15 protein-coding genes and 1 riboswitch are annotated in these 14,672 nt (G+C 63.5%); of the genes, 14 read left to right on the top strand and 1 reads right to left on the bottom strand.

Translation table 11 applies throughout. The features are described from left to right. Window positions 1–42: 42 nt before the first annotated feature. From J1N02_RS05230 to J1N02_RS05215, 4 genes are all read left to right on the top strand, one after another. Window positions 43–1,116, top strand: a complete 1,074-nt coding sequence (locus J1N02_RS05230; protein ID WP_027603797.1) for an AI-2E family transporter — start codon at window positions 43–45, stop codon at window positions 1,114–1,116. Between the two features lie 203 nt (window positions 1,117–1,319). Continuing rightward, on the top strand, window positions 1,320–2,024 hold the full coding sequence (gene hda / locus J1N02_RS05225) for a DnaA regulatory inactivator Hda (RefSeq protein WP_027603798.1): 705 nt from the start codon (window positions 1,320–1,322) through the stop codon (window positions 2,022–2,024). Between the two features lie 209 nt (window positions 2,025–2,233). Further along, on the top strand, window positions 2,234–2,863 hold the full coding sequence (locus J1N02_RS05220) for a C40 family peptidase (RefSeq protein ID WP_027603799.1): 630 nt from the start codon (window positions 2,234–2,236) through the stop codon (window positions 2,861–2,863). A 144-nt stretch (window positions 2,864–3,007) separates the two neighbouring features. Beyond that, on the top strand, window positions 3,008–3,544 hold the full coding sequence (locus tag J1N02_RS05215) for a C40 family peptidase (protein WP_027603800.1): 537 nt from the start codon (window positions 3,008–3,010) through the stop codon (window positions 3,542–3,544). Window positions 3,545–3,666: 122 nt separating this feature from the next. Here the strand turns inward: J1N02_RS05215 and J1N02_RS05210 are convergent, their stop codons facing one another. Continuing rightward, on the bottom strand, window positions 3,667–4,980 hold the full coding sequence (locus J1N02_RS05210) for a PQQ-dependent sugar dehydrogenase (protein WP_421147207.1): 1,314 nt from the start codon (window positions 4,978–4,980) through the stop codon (window positions 3,667–3,669). Between the two features lie 99 nt (window positions 4,981–5,079). After that, window positions 5,080–5,337: riboswitch (cobalamin riboswitch) on the top strand. Between the two features lie 72 nt (window positions 5,338–5,409). On the opposite strand from J1N02_RS05210, the gene cobO reads away from it, so the two are divergent. The 10 genes from cobO (at window position 5,410) to J1N02_RS05160 (ending at window position 14,653) form a co-directional block, all read left to right on the top strand. After that, the gene (cobO, locus tag J1N02_RS05205) at window positions 5,410–6,021 is read left to right on the top strand and encodes a cob(I)yrinic acid a,c-diamide adenosyltransferase (protein WP_027603802.1); all 612 of its coding nucleotides are present in this window, start codon (window positions 5,410–5,412) and stop codon (window positions 6,019–6,021) included. Beyond that, a complete protein-coding gene (locus J1N02_RS05200) occupies window positions 6,018–7,367 on the top strand; it encodes a cobyrinate a,c-diamide synthase (protein ID WP_027603803.1) in 1,350 nt (449 codons plus the stop codon). The genes cobO and J1N02_RS05200 overlap by 4 nt, the downstream gene beginning before the upstream one ends. Then, window positions 7,364–8,014 carry a 5,6-dimethylbenzimidazole synthase gene (gene bluB, locus J1N02_RS05195; protein ID WP_092355249.1) on the top strand — a complete coding sequence of 217 codons (651 nt, stop codon included), beginning with the start codon at window positions 7,364–7,366 and terminating at the stop codon, window positions 8,012–8,014. Before J1N02_RS05200 ends, bluB begins: the two co-directional genes overlap by 4 nt. Next, window positions 8,011–8,919 (top strand): adenosylcobinamide-phosphate synthase CbiB, encoded by a 909-nt coding sequence (gene cbiB / locus J1N02_RS05190; protein WP_027603805.1) that lies wholly within the window; start codon window positions 8,011–8,013, stop codon window positions 8,917–8,919. The genes bluB and cbiB overlap by 4 nt, the downstream gene beginning before the upstream one ends. Continuing rightward, entirely contained in the window at window positions 8,912–9,901 is a 990-nt protein-coding gene (cobD, locus tag J1N02_RS05185; RefSeq protein ID WP_098478943.1) for a threonine-phosphate decarboxylase CobD, read from the top strand. The genes cbiB and cobD overlap by 8 nt, the downstream gene beginning before the upstream one ends. Next, window positions 9,898–11,349 carry a cobyric acid synthase gene (locus J1N02_RS05180; protein ID WP_098478944.1) on the top strand — a complete coding sequence of 484 codons (1,452 nt, stop codon included), beginning with the start codon at window positions 9,898–9,900 and terminating at the stop codon, window positions 11,347–11,349. The genes cobD and J1N02_RS05180 overlap by 4 nt, the downstream gene beginning before the upstream one ends. Before the next feature lie 427 nt (window positions 11,350–11,776). Beyond that, entirely contained in the window at window positions 11,777–12,298 is a 522-nt protein-coding gene (cobU, locus tag J1N02_RS05175) for a bifunctional adenosylcobinamide kinase/adenosylcobinamide-phosphate guanylyltransferase (protein WP_092355238.1), read from the top strand. Next, the gene (cobT, locus tag J1N02_RS05170; protein ID WP_027603809.1) at window positions 12,295–13,350 is read left to right on the top strand and encodes a nicotinate-nucleotide--dimethylbenzimidazole phosphoribosyltransferase; all 1,056 of its coding nucleotides are present in this window, start codon (window positions 12,295–12,297) and stop codon (window positions 13,348–13,350) included. The genes cobU and cobT overlap by 4 nt, the downstream gene beginning before the upstream one ends. Continuing rightward, window positions 13,347–13,922 (top strand): alpha-ribazole phosphatase family protein, encoded by a 576-nt coding sequence (gene cobC, locus J1N02_RS05165; protein WP_027603810.1) that lies wholly within the window; start codon window positions 13,347–13,349, stop codon window positions 13,920–13,922. The genes cobT and cobC overlap by 4 nt, the downstream gene beginning before the upstream one ends. 2 nt (window positions 13,923–13,924) lie before the next feature. Beyond that, entirely contained in the window at window positions 13,925–14,653 is a 729-nt protein-coding gene (locus J1N02_RS05160; protein ID WP_074847416.1) for an adenosylcobinamide-GDP ribazoletransferase, read from the top strand. The last annotated feature ends 19 nt before the right edge of the window (window positions 14,654–14,672 follow it).

Genomic DNA, 14,672 nt, shown 5'->3' with positions numbered 1-14,672 from the left:
AAGTTCTTCCTATATAGATAGAAGCAAATAATGGAGTGGTTTATGGCGGATACGCGTCGTTGGGTGTGGCTTGGCGGGATCGTCCTGCTGTGCGTTTTTGTGTTCCTGCTGCATTCGATCCTGACGCCGTTCCTGGTTGCGTTGCTGCTCGCCTATCTGTTCGATCCCGTGGTGGATCGCCTGGAAAAAGCCGGTCTGTCGCGGACCTTGGGCGTGGTTGCGGTGTTTGCACTGTTCACGTTGATCATCACCGCGCTGGTGCTGGTGCTGGTGCCGATGCTGGCCAAGCAACTGTTTCGTCTCTATGAGCTGGCGCCGCAGATGCTCGACTGGCTGCAGCACACGGCGATGCCGTGGGCCCAGGCCAAGTTGGGCCTGTCGGATGGCTTCTGGAAGTTCGACAAGGTCAAGGCGGCGATCAGCGAGCACATGGGCCAGACCACCGATATTGTGGGGGTGATCCTCAGCCAGGCGACCGCCTCCAGCCTGGCGCTGATCGGCTGGCTGACCAACCTGGTGCTGATTCCGGTGGTGGCGTTCTACCTGCTGCGCGATTGGGACATCATGATGGCCAAGATCCGCAGCCTGTTGCCGCGCAATCGTGAAGAGCGCATCGTGGCCCTGGCCGGCGAGTGCCATGAGGTGCTTGGTGCCTTTGTGCGCGGGCAGCTGCTGGTGATGCTGGCACTGGGGATCATCTACGCGGCGGGCTTGATGGCCATCGGCCTGGAGCTGGGCCTGTTGATCGGCCTGATCGCCGGCCTTGCCGCTATCGTGCCGTATATGGGCTTTGTGATCGGGATCGGCGCGGCGTTGGTGGCTGGCCTGTTCCAGTTTGGCGGCGACCTGTACCCGATGCTGGGGATTGTCGCGGTGTTCATGGTCGGCCAGGCCCTGGAAGGTATGGTGCTCACACCGTTGCTGGTGGGTGACCGGATTGGCCTGCACCCGGTGGCGGTGATCTTTGCGATCCTGGCGGGCGGCGAGCTGTTCGGCTTTACCGGCATTCTGCTGGCACTGCCGGTGGCGGCGGTGATCATGGTGCTGGTGCGTCATATGCACGATCTGTACAAGGATTCCGACGCCTATACGGGGGTCGAAGACCCCGACCTGTAACCGCTGCGTCATAAACCCGGCTTCGGCCGGGTTTGTTGTTTATGGGGGTATGGCGTCAAACAATCCGCTCAAAACCGGCAAGTTAACGCAAACCTTTGATTTTGCTTGTGGTCTGCTGCATTGTGCGCCCGGCGTCACGGGTATAAACTTTGCAAACTTTACACAGAGGCCACTAACGGTTCGATGGGAGCCGTTCAGTCAGCATGAAACCGATTCAGCTGCCCTTAGGTGTGCGTCTGCGTGATGACGCTACCTTTATCAATTACTACCCAGGCGCCAATGCCGCTGCACTCGGCTATGTCGAGCGGCTCTGCGAAGCCGACGCCGGGTGGACCGAAAGCCTGATCTATCTGTGGGGTAAACACGGCGTAGGGCGTACCCACCTGTTGCAGGCCGCTTGCCTGCGTTTCGAGCAGATGGGCGAGCCGGCGGTTTACCTGCCCCTGGCCGAGTTGATGGATCGCGGCATCGGGATCTTCGACAACCTTGAGCAATACGAACTGGTGTGCCTGGACGATCTGCAGGCAGTGGCCGGCAAGGCGGATTGGGAAGAGGCGCTGTTCCATCTGTTCAACCGCCTGCGGGACAGCGGCCGGCGCTTGTTGATTGCGGCCTCCACCTCGCCACGGGAGTTGCCGGTCAAGCTGGCCGACCTCAAGTCGCGCCTGACCCTGGCGCTGATCTTCCAGATGCGCCCACTCTCCGACGAAGACAAACTGCGGGCCCTGCAATTGCGCGCATCCCGTCGCGGCCTGCACCTCACCGATGAGGTCGGGCACTTTATCCTCACCCGTGGCACCCGCAGCATGAGCGCGTTGTTCGATTTGCTCGAGCAGCTCGATCAGGCCTCCCTGCAGGCTCAACGAAAATTGACGATCCCTTTTCTCAAGGAAACGTTGGGCTGGTAACTGCTTGAATCTACGGGGTTCGGCAATTTCCAGGCGCCAGAAATCCTGCGTTTAAGCCACGTTGGCTACGCATGTGAACCGATAAATGGAATTACGGCTTAGATGTCATAGTCCAATCGCGAAGTCACATAGATCACGATTGAATTTGCAAATCGATGTGATAGAAGGCATAGTCTCGACTTCTTTACATACCAGCCACGGTCGTGCCCATGCTAAATCGCTTCGCACCCCTCGTGCCCCTCGCACTCGTTACCCTGTTGTTTGGTTGCGCCTCCCACCCTCAACAGGTGGTTGAGCAGCAAAAACCTCAACAACAGTCCCAGGCAAAATTCGTTGCTGCACAGTCTGCTTCTGTCTATGAAGAAGAGGTGGCAACCGAAAAGGAACTGGCCGATTTCTCCGGCAACAAGCCTTACCAGCTTCCAGTCCTGGCCGACAGCATCCTCGAACGCGGCATGTCTCTGATCGGTACCCGTTACCGTTTCGGCGGTACCTCTGAAGCCGGTTTCGACTGCAGCGGTTTCATCGGCTACCTGTTTCGTGAAGAAGCTGGCATGAACCTGCCACGCTCCACTCGCGAAATGATCAACGTGAAAGCACCGTTGGTCGCGCGCAACAACCTCAAGCCCGGTGATCTGCTTTTCTTCAGTACTGCGGGCCGTGGTCGCGTAAGCCATGCCGGTATCTACCTGGGCGATAACCAGTTTATCCACTCCAGCAGCCGTCGCAGTGGTGGTGTTCGAGTCGACAGCCTGGGTGACAGCTACTGGAGCAAAACCTTCATCGAAGCCAAGCGCGCACTCGCCATGGCACCGACTACGGTTACCGCCAGTAAGTAAACTTAAAGTGATACTTGAAGTTTGACGTGTAAGCGCTAGAATTCCTGGACATTGTTGTAATCCGTTCGCGCGAGCTTTGCTTGCGCGTTCTGGTTTTCAGCGTTCGGCAGCGATAGCCGCATCCAGACCAGGATTGTTCTGCACATGTCGACCTCAGCCCGCCTGCTCCTTATTCTCTGCGCCGCGCTTATCAGCGCCTGTGCCAGCCGGCCGCCGCCCGCTCCCGTTGCGGTCAAGCCCAAGCCGGTATTCAACTATTCCACCCAGAATTTCTCGCCTGCGGCCGAAGACGTACTCTTTCGTGCACTGGGCCTGGTCGGCACGCCTTACCGTTGGGGCGGCAACACGCCGGACTCGGGTTTCGATTGCAGTGGCCTGATCGGCTTCGTCTTCCGCGATGCCGCCGGCATCTCCCTGCCGCGCACCACCCGCGAGCTGATCGTGATGCGCGCCCAGGATGTCAGCGAGCAGAACCTGCAGACCGGCGACCTGCTGTTCTTCGCCACCGGTGGCGGCTCCCAGGTCAGCCACGCCGGCATCTATGTGGGCGAAGGCCGCTTTGTGCATGCGCCGCAGACCGGCGGTACGGTCAAGCTGGACACCTTGTCCAAGGCGTATTGGCAGAATGCCTATCTGAGCGCCAAGCGTGTGTTGCCAGCAAACCTGGCACGTAATCCCTGAACCAAATGTGGGAGGGGGCTTGCCCCCGATAGCGAAGTATCAGTCACAGTATCTGTGCCTGACCCACTGCTATCGGGAGCAAGTCCCCTCCCACATTGGTTCTGTGTTGCTTCTGGGGGCGTTTATTGAGCCGCCGACACCCGCCACACCTTGTTCCCCACGTCATCCGCCACCAGCAAATCCCCCTGCTGATCGATCACCACGCCTACCGGCCGGCCCATGGCGTTCTCATCTTTATCGAGAAACCCGGTCAGCACATCCACCGGCTGCCCTTTAGGCTGGCCTGCCTCGAACGGCACGAAGATCACCTTGTAGCCACTGTGGGGCTTGCGGTTCCACGAGCCATGCTGGCCGATGAACGCGCCGTTGCTGAGCGGCGCCGGGAGTTTGCTGCCCTCGGCGAACGTCAGGCCCAAAGACGCGGTGTGCGGCCCTACCGCATAGTCCGGCACGATTGCCTTGGCCGCCAGGTCCAGGTTCTGCGGCGTGACGCGCACATCCACATGCTGGCCGTAATAGCTGAAGGGCCAGCCATAGAACCCGCCATCCTTGACCGAGGTGATGTAGTCCGGCACCAGGTCGCTGCCGATCTCGTCGCGCTCGTTTACCGCCGTCCATAGCTTGCCGCTCTGGGGTTCCCAGGCCATGCCGTTAGGGTTGCGCAGGCCGGAAGCGAAAATGCGCTGCTGGCCGCTGGCGCGATCCACTTCCCAGATAGCCGCCCGGCCCTGTTCCGCCTCAAGACCGTTCTCACCGACGTTGCTGTTGGAGCCGACGCTCACGTACAGCTTGCTGCCGTCCTTGCTGGCGATCACGTTCTTGGTCCAGTGATGATTCAGGGGGCCGCCAGGCAGGTCGACCACCTTGGTGCCAGCTGCCTTGATCGCGGTTTCGCCCGCTTGATAGGGGAAGCGCAGCAGCTTGTCCGAATCGGCGACGTACAGGTCATTGCCGACCAGTGTCATACCGAAGGGCGAGTTGAGGTTTTCCAGGAACACCGTACGGGTCTCGGCAACACCATCGTGATCGGCGTCGCGCAGCAGGGTAATGCGATTGGGGCTCGGTACACCGGCACCGGCGCGGCCCATGACCTTCTCCATGACCCAGCCGCGAATGCCCTTGGAATCATCCGGCTTGGGCGGCGCATTGGTTTCTGCCACCAGCACATCGCCATTGGGCAATACATACAGCCAGCGCGGGTGATCCAGGCCTTCGGCGAACGCCGCCACTTGGGTGCCGGCCGCTGCCGTTGGCTTCACGCCCTCCGGCCAGCCGATAGCCGGGGCAATGTTCACCGTGGGAATCAGGGTTTTGTTCGGCTCCGGTAGCTGCGGCGACGGCCCGGTGCCGTCGGACACCTGCAGGGTGGAGCTTTCACCGCAGGCGGCGAGGGTGCCGGCGAGCATGATGAGCAGGGCGAGTCTGGTTTTATGCATGGTGTTCTCCTTGATACCTGTAAGGGTAGAGGAGGGCGCTGGTGCGATGGTTCAAGTGCAAGGCCAGCTTTAATTGACGCTCCACCCCCAACCCACTAACCTTCGCGGCTTGTTCCAGGTGCTCTGTGACCCATGGGTCGACCGAGTGAAACAGGGAAGCCGGTGAGCGAGCGCACTTGTACACAGTGCTGCCGCGATTCCGGCGCTGCCCCCGCAACGGTAAATGAGTCAAGACGGTGCCTTTTGCCACTGTATCGCCCGCGATATGGGAAGGCGCGCCGTCGGCGTGTTCGCTCTGTCGATGAGCCAGCGCACCACTCATGAGCCCGGAGACCGGCCTGGATCATCCAACAGCATCACGGTGGGCGATGCTTGGCTGTCTGTTTTTTCCTGCCTGCCGTTTTTGTCCAGCCCCAATGGAGAGCTGCCATGACCGATACCCCCGACCGCGACGAACGCCACCTGGCGCGCATGCTGCGCAAAAAAGCCGTGATCGACGAGCGCATCGCCAATTCCCCCAATGAGTGCGGCTTGCTGCTGGTGCTGACCGGCAACGGCAAAGGCAAGAGCAGCTCGGCATTCGGCATGCTCGCGCGCGCCATGGGCCACGGCATGCAGTGCGGTGTGGTGCAGTTCATCAAGGGGCGCAACAGCACCGGTGAGGAGTTGTTCTTCCGCCGCTTCCCCGAGCAAGTGCGTTTCCACGTGATGGGCGAAGGCTTCACCTGGGAGACCCAGGACCGCCAGCGCGATATCGCCGCCGCCGAAGCCGCCTGGGCCGTGTCCCGTGAGCTGCTGCAAGACCCCACCATCGGCCTGGTGGTGCTGGATGAGCTGAACATCGCCCTCAAGCATGGTTACCTCGACTTGGACCAGGTCCTCAGCGACCTGCAAGCGCGTCCGCCGATGCAGCACGTGGTCGTCACCGGCCGTGGCGCCAAGCCTGAACTGATCGAAATGGGCGACACCGTCACTGAAATGGGCATGCTCAAGCACGCGTTCCAGGCCGGGATCAAGGCACAGAAGGGCGTCGAACTTTGAATCAGCCCCGTCATTGCCCGGCCGTCCTGATCGCCGCACCGGCGTCCGGCCAGGGCAAAACCACCGTCACCGCCGCGCTGGCCCGTTTGCACCGCAACCTGGGGCGCAGGGTACGCGTGTTCAAATGCGGCCCGGATTTCCTGGACCCGATGATCCACGAGCGCGCCAGCGGTGCGCCGGTGTATCAATTGGACATGTGGATGGTGGGCGAGCAGGAAAGTCGTCGGCTGCTGTGGGAAGCGGCGGGTGAGGCCGACCTGATCCTGATTGAAGGCGTGATGGGCCTGTTCGATGGCACACCGTCCAGCGCCGACCTGGCGCGGCATTTCGGCGTGCCGGTGCTCGGTGTGATCGACGGCACCGCCATGGCCCAGACCTTTGGCGCCCTGGCCCTGGGCCTGGCGCGTTATCAGCCGGACCTGCCGTTTGCCGGGGTACTGGCCAACCGCGTCGGTACCCTGCGCCATGCGCAGTTGCTGGAAGGCAGCCTCACCGAAGGCTTGCGCTGGTATGGCGCCCTGTCCCGCGAAACCGGGATCGAACTGCCCAGCCGCCATTTGGGCCTGGTGCAGGCCAGCGAGCTGAATGACCTCGACGTACGCCTGGACGCCGCCGCCCAGGCCCTGGGCAGCAGCTGCGAAGTCGCATTGCCGCCACCGGTGACCTTCGCCGCGCCGGAAGTGATCGAGGCCGAGCCGTTGCTGGCCGGTGTGCGCATTGCGGTGGCCCGTGACGAAGCCTTCGCCTTCACCTATGGCGCCAGCCTCGACCTGCTGCGGGCGATGGGGGCCGAACTGACGTTTTTCTCGCCGATCCATGATTGCCAACTGCCCGAGGCTGACAGCCTGTACTTGCCCGGCGGTTACCCGGAATTGCACCACCAGGCGCTGTCGCAAAACACGCCGATGCTTGACGCCATTCGTAACCACCATGCAGCCGGCAAACCCTTGCTCGCCGAGTGTGGCGGCATGCTCTACCTGCTGGATTCGCTCACCGATGTCGACGGCACCCGCGCCGAACTGGTCGGCCTGCTGCAAGGCGATGCGGTGATGCAAAAGAAACTCGCGGCCCTCGCCCTGCAAAGCGTCGAATTGCCGGAAGGCGTGCTGCGCGGGCACACGTATCACCATTCCCTGACCAGCACCGAGTGCCAGCCGATTGCCCGTGGCCTGAGCCCGAACGGTGGGCGCGGTGCCGAAGCGGTGTTCCGGCAGGGGCGGATGACGGCCTCTTACGTGCACTTCTATTTCCCGTCGAATCCGACGGCGGTAGCCGCGTTGTTTGCCCCGGACCGAGCTGAAACCCCATCCACTGTGGGAGGGGGCTTGCCCCCGATAGGGCCATGACCGACAACGCTTTCCCCCAGGCCGACCGCGACGCCGTCTACCGCGCCATCGCCGAACGCCGCGACATGCGCCACTTCAGCGGTGGCAGTGTTGCGCCCGAATTGCTGCATCGCCTGCTCCAGGCCGCGCACCAGGCCCCCAGTGTCGGCCTGATGCAGCCCTGGCGGTTTATCCGCATCAGCGACCGCGCATTGCGCAGCCGGATTCAACAGTTGGTGGAAGAAGAACGCGTGCGCACCGCCGAGGCGTTGGGCGAGCGCTCCGATGCGTTCATGAAGCTCAAGGTCGAAGGCATCCACGACTGCGCCGAAGTGCTGGTGGCGGCGTTGATGGATGATCGCGAGCGCCACATCTTCGGGCGGCGCACCTTGCCGGAGATGGACCTGGCGTCGCTGTCCTGTGCGATCCAGAACCTGTGGCTGGCGGCGCGGGTCGAGGGGTTGGGCATGGGCTGGGTCTCGCTGTTCGACCCCCAGGCCCTGGCCGACCTGCTGGGCCTGCCGCCCGGCGCGAAACCCCTGGCGGTCTTGTGCCTGGGGCCGGTGACGGAGTTTTACCCGGCACCGATGTTGCAGCTCGAAGGCTGGACCGAGCCTCGGCCGTTGAGTGACATGGTGTATGAAAACGCGTGGGGAGTGAGTCAATGAGTGTGGCCTTGCTGTGTGTCGCAGCAGTGGCGCTGGATGCGCTGCTGGGCGAGCCCAGGCGCTGGCATCCGCTGGTGGCGTTCGGCAATTTTGCCGGGCGCATCGAGCAGCGTTTCAACAGCGGTGGCCGGGGCTGGCGCAGCCATGGCGTGACCGCATGGGTTATCGCCGTGGTGCCGTTGACCCTGCTGGCCACCGCGTTGTCGTGGGCGCCGTATATCGGCTGGGTCCTGGAGATCCTCGCGTTGTACTGCGCCCTCGGCATGCGCAGCCTCGGCGAGCACGTGATCCCGGTGGCCCAGGCCCTACGCAGCGATGACCTCGACGCGGCCCGCACACGGGTGAGCTACCTGGTCAGCCGCCAGACCAGTGAACTGGACCGCACCGAAGTCGCCCGCGCCGCCACCGAATCGGTGCTGGAAAACGGCAGCGATGCGGTGTTTGCCGCGTTGTTCTGGTTTGTCGTCGCCGGCGTGCCGGGCGTGGTGCTCTACCGCCTGAGCAATACGCTCGACGCGATGTGGGGCTATCGCAACGAACGCTTCGAGCGTTTCGGTTGGGCCGCGGCCAAGATCGACGATGTACTCAACTATGTGCCTGCACGCCTGGTGGCCTTGACCTACGCCGTGCTGGGCAAAACCCGCCTGGCCCTCAAATGCTGGCGCACCCAGGGGCCGACCTGGGACAGCCCCAATGCCGGGCCGGTGATGGCATCCGGCGCGGGCGCGTTGGGTGTTGAGCTGGGCGGTGCCGCGATTTACCACGGCCAGGTGCACCAGCGTCCGCCACTGGGCGAAGGCCCGGCGGCGGATGCCGACTCTATCGACCGCGGCTGGCAACTGGTGCAGCGCGGCGTATGGTTGTGGTTGCTGATTCTCTGCGTGGGGGGGCAATTTTATGCTTGAGCACGGTGGCCGGCTGCGCAAGGCAGCGATTCAGTACGGGATTGCCGAGGACGATTGGCTGGACCTGTCCAGCGGCCTCGCACCCTGGCCATGGCCGATCCCGGAGATTCCGCTGCGGGCCTGGGCGCGCTTGCCGGAATCGGACGACGGCCTGGAACAGGCGGCCAGCGAGTATTACGGCGCTGCGCATGTCCTGCCGGTGCCCGGCTCCCAGGCGGCGATTCAGTTGCTGCCGCGCCTGCGCCGTGCCGGCAAGGTCGGCGTGCTGTCGCCGTGCTACGCCGAACATGCCGAGGCCTGGCGGCGTGCCGGCTACGTGGTGCGTGAAGTGCAGGAGCAGGAAGTCGACTTCTTCCTCGACGTCCTCGACGTGCTGGTGGTGGTCAATCCCAATAACCCCACCGGACTGAGCCTGGCCCCGCAACGCCTGCTGGATTGGCACACAAGGCTGGCCCAGCGCGGCGGCTGGCTGGTGGTGGACGAAGCGTTCATGGATGTCACCCCGCAGTTGAGCCTGGCGAGCCAGGCCCATCAGGTCGGCCTGATTGTGCTGCGTTCGTTCGGCAAGTTTTTCGGCCTGGCCGGGGTGCGCCTGGGCTTTGTGCTGGCCGAGCGCAGGCTGCTCAAGTTGCTGGCCGAACAGGTCGGGCCCTGGGCCGTCAGCGGGCCGACGCGGGTGCTGGGGCAAGTGTGCCTGCGCGATACCGCCGGCCATGCGCGGCAGCGGGCACGCTGCATCGAGGCCGGCCAGCGTTTGTTTGAACTGCTCGAACGCCGTGGCTTTCAACCCCAGGGCGGCTGCGCGTTGTTCCAATGGCTGATCACCCCGCACGCCGAACGCATGCACGAATTCATGGCCCAGCGCGGTATCTTGCTGCGCCTGTTTGTGCACAACAGCAGCGTACGGTTTGGCCTGCCCGACACCGAGGCCGACTGGCTGCGCCTTGACGAAGCGCTGGCGGCCTACAAGGACGCCTCATGACGACGCTGATGGTGCAAGGCACCACCTCCGATGCCGGTAAAAGTACCCTGGTGACGGCGTTGTGCCGCTGGCTGGTACGCCAGGGCATTGCCGTGGTGCCGTTCAAGCCGCAGAACATGGCGCTCAACAGCGCCGTGACAGCCGAAGGCGGCGAGATCGGCCGCGCCCAGGCGGTGCAGGCCCAGGCGGCCAACCTGGCGCCCCACACCGACATGAACCCGGTGCTGCTCAAGCCCAACAGCGACACCGGCTCCCAGGTGATCATCCATGGCCGCGCCGTGACCAGCATGAACGCGGTGGCCTATCACGACTACAAAGCCATCGCGATGCAGGCGGTGCTGGCCTCCCACGCACGGTTGAGCGAAGCCTACCCGGTGGTGATGGTGGAAGGCGCAGGCTCCCCGGCGGAGATCAACCTGCGCGCCAATGACATCGCCAACATGGGCTTCGCCGAGGCCGTCGACTGCCCGGTGCTGCTGATCGCCGACATCAATCGCGGCGGGGTGTTCGCCCATCTGGTCGGCACCCTGGAACTGCTCTCTCCCAGCGAACAGGCGCGGGTCAAGGGCTTCATCATCAACCGTTTTCGCGGCGACATCGCACTGCTGCAACCGGGCCTGGACTGGTTGGAGGCACGCACCGGCAAACCGGTGGTGGGCGTATTGCCCTACGTGATGGACCTGCACCTGGAAGCCGAGGACGGCATCGACCAACGTCAGATCGACAAGGCGGCGCAGGTGCTCAAGGTGGTGGTGCCGGTGTTGCCGCGCATCAGCAACCACACGGATTTCGATCCGCTGCGCCTGCATCCCCAAGTGGATTTGCAGTTCATCGGGCCGGGCCAGCCGATTCCGGCCGCCGACCTGGTCATCCTGCCGGGCTCGAAAAGCGTGCGCAGCGACCTCGCGTACCTGCGTGCCCATGGCTGGGACACCGCCGTGGCGCGGCACTTGCGCTACGGCGGCAAGGTGCTGGGGATTTGCGGCGGCTTGCAGATGCTCGGTGAGCAGGTACACGACCCGTTGGGCCTGGAAGGGCCGGCCGGTTCCAGCGACGGCTTGGGGCTGCTGGCGTTCAGTACCACCCTGGAAGCCGAGAAACAGTTGCGTAATGTACGCGGGCGTTTGTTGCTGGAGGACGCCGAGGTCAGTGGCTATGAGATCCATGCCGGCGTGACATGCGGCGCGGCCCTGGCGAACGCCGCCGTGGTGCTGGAGGACGGTCGCCGTGACGGCGCGCACAGTGCTGATGGGCAGATTCTCGGCACGTATCTGCATGGCGTGTTCGAGACCCCGGCGGCCTGCGGTGCGTTGCTGCGTTGGGCCGGGTTGCAGGATGTGCAGGCGGTGGATTATCACGCCCTGCGCGAGCGCGATATCGAGCGCCTGGCGGATCTGGTGGAGAACCACTTGGATACCGATTTGTTGCGCAATCTGTGTGGGGTTTAAGGGTGTACACACGGTTCAAATGTGGGAGGGGCGGTGCGACGATTCGACTTGCCCCCGATAGCGGTGTATCAGGTGCTGAATTGTTCGGGTATACCGAGTACATATCCATTCCTGCGGTAACGGCCACTTATGGTTCCGCTCTTACAGCGGCTCACTTTTGGAAAGGCCCAAAAGTAAGCAAAAGGCCTTCGCCCCACCACTCGGCACCTCGCTTGGGCTCGGTGTGCCCTCACTCCGGCTTGAATCCGTGGGCCGCCGCAATGGGCCATCCCTGGCCCGGTGCGGCTAACCCGGCGTCCTGCCGGGTTACCCACGGATTCAAGCCTGCGTTCGGCCAGCGTGGTTTACGGGGCGACCTCAGATCAAAAGCCAGATCAAAAACGACTCGCTGCGCATCGTGGATGGGTGGGTGGGTAGGGGGTGTCTCATGCTTCAACTGATTTTAGGCGGCGCCCGTTCCGGTAAAAGCCGCCTGGCCGAAAAGCTCGCCAGCGACAGCGCTTTGCCCGTCATCTATATCGCCACCAGCCAACCGCTTGACGGCGAGATGAATGCCCGCGTTGCCTTGCATCGCGAGCGTCGCCCTGATCACTGGGGTTTGATCGAAGAACCTGTCGAGCTGGCGCGTGTGCTGCGCGAAAACGCCGCGCCCGGTCGTTGCCTGCTGGTGGATTGCCTGACCCTGTGGTTGACCAACCTGCTGATGCTCGAAGACGCGCAGCGCCTGGCGTTCGAGCGCGATCAATTGCTGGAAAGCCTGGCCGTGCTGCCGGGTGAAATTATTTTTGTCAGCAACGAGACCGGTCTGGGTGTCGTGCCGCTGGGCGAATTGACTCGCCGCTATGTGGATGAAGCCGGTTGGCTGCATCAAGCCTTGGCCGAGCGCTGTCAGCGTGTTGTCCTGACGGTTGCCGGCCTGCCCCTGACGTTGAAAGGTACTGCGTTATGACTGACACCTGGTGGCTCAACCCTTGTAAGGCCATTGACGCCTCGGCGTACGAACAAGCCCTGGCGCGCCAGCAGCAATTGACCAAGCCGGCCGGTTCCCTGGGCCAGCTGGAAGCGCTGGCCGTGCAATTGGCCGGCTTGCAGGGCCAGGTCAAACCGTCGGTGGACCGGCTGTGGATCGCCATCTTTGCCGGTGACCATGGTGTGGTTGCCGAGGGTGTATCGGCGTTTCCCCAGGAAGTGACCGGGCAGATGCTGCATAACTTTGTCACCGGTGGCGCGGCCATCAGTGTATTGGCGCGGCAACTGGATGCGCAGTTGGAAGTGGTCGACCTCGGTACGGTGACCCCTTCGCTGAACCTGCCCGGCGTCCGTCACCTGAATATCGGCGCGGGCACCGCCAATTTCGTCAAGGGCCCGGCAATGACCGGCGCCCAGGGCCGATTGGCATTGCAGGCGGGTCGCGACAGTGTGCTGCGCGCCCGTGAAAGCGGTGCGCAGTTGTTTGTCGGCGGTGAGATGGGCATCGGCAACACCACCGCCGCCAGTGCGCTGGCCTGCGCCTTGCTCGATTGCCAGGTTGCCGAGCTGACGGGCCCGGGCACCGGATTGAATGCCCAAGGCGTCAGTCACAAGGTGGCGGTGATCGAGCGCGCGCTGGCGCTGCATGCCGCGCAGCGTGGGGATGCGCTGCACACCCTGTGCAATCTCGGCGGCTTTGAAATCGCTGCCCTGGTGGGGGCTTACCTGGCCTGTGCCCAGGAAGGCATCGTGGTGTTGGTGGATGGGTTTATCTGCACCGTCGCGGCGCTGGTCGCCACGCGCTTGAACCCGGCGTGCCGCGACTGGCTGCTGTTCGGCCATCGCGGTGCCGAGCCTGGCCATCGCCATGTCTTGCAGAGCCTCGATGCACAACCGTTGCTGGAACTCGGCCTGCGCCTGGGCGAGGGCAGTGGCGCGGCGTTGGCGGTACCGTTGCTGCGCCTGGCGTGTGCGCTGCACGGGCAGATGGCGACGTTTGCCGAAGCGGCCGTGGCAGATCGTCCGGCATGACTTTGCACCTGGACCTGTTGCGCCATGGCGAAACCGAACTGGGTGGCGGCCTGCGCGGCAGCCTTGACGATGCATTGACCGCCAAGGGCTGGGAACAGATGCGCGCCGCCGTGCTGGCGCAGGGGCCCTGGGATCGGCTGATCAGCTCGCCGCTGCAACGCTGCGCGCGGTTCGCGGAGGAACTGGGCGCGCGGTTGAATGTGCCGGTGAGCCTGGAAAAGGACCTGCAGGAACTGCACTTCGGTGCCTGGGAAGGGCAGAGTGCGGCGGCGCTGATGGAGACCGACGCCGAAGGCCTGGGCCGGTTCTGGGCCGATCCCTATAGCTTCACGCCGCCCCAGGGCGAACCGGTCAGCGCGTTTTCCCAGCGGGTTTTGGGCGCCGTCCTGCGCCTGCATAAGGCGTATGCCGGTGAGCGTGTGCTGTTGATCAGTCACGGCGGGGTAATGCGTTTGCTGTTGGCCCAGGCTCGGGGGCTGCCCCGTGAGCAGTTGCTGAATGTCGAAGTCGCTCATGGTGGGTTGTTCAACCTGCAGGTCGGCGCCGATGGCGTGTTGAAGGAAGGAATCTGAGCATGCTGCCGTTCTGGATCGCCGTGCAGTTCCTGAGCAGTTTGCCGATTCGCCTGCCGGGTATGCCGCAGCCGCAGGAACTGGGGCGCTCGTTGCTGTTTTATCCCGTGGTCGGGTTGCTGTTTGGCGTGCTGCTGTGGGGGCTCAATACGCTTTTGATCGGATCGCCGCTGTTGTTGCACGCCGCGCTGCTGCTGACGGCCTGGGTATTGCTCAGTGGCGGCCTGCATCTCGATGGCCTGGCGGACAGCGCCGACGCCTGGCTGGGTGGCTTCGGCGACCGCGAGCGCACCCTCAGCATCATGAAAGACCCGCGCAGCGGACCGATTGCCGTGGTCACCCTGGGCCTGGTGTTGCTGCTCAAGTTCACCGCACTGGTGGCCTTGATCGAACAGCGCAACGGTGTGGCGTTGATTCTCGCGCCGTTGATCGGCCGGGCGTCGATGCTGGGGTTGTTTCTCACCACCCGTTATGTGCGAGCGGGTGGCTTGGGCCAGGCGTTGTCGGATCATCTACCGCGCGTCGTCGGGCAACAGGTGCTGATTCTCAGTGGCCTGGCCTGCATCCTGATCGGTGGTTTCAGCGGGGGGCTCGCCGTGCTGCTCGCGGCCGTGTGTTTTATCGGCCTGCGCCAACTGATGGTCAATCGCCTCGGCGGCACCACAGGCGATACCGCTGGCGCGCTGCTGGAGCTGCTGGAAGTGGCTGTTCTGGTCGGTTTGGCGTTGTAACACTTTCTTGCATTTCCTT

This window comes from Pseudomonas sp. NFX5, assembly GCF_049132125.1.
Lineage (GTDB): Bacteria > Pseudomonadota > Gammaproteobacteria > Pseudomonadales > Pseudomonadaceae > Aquipseudomonas > Aquipseudomonas marginalis.
This window is presented reverse-complemented; position numbering and strand designations above follow the sequence as displayed.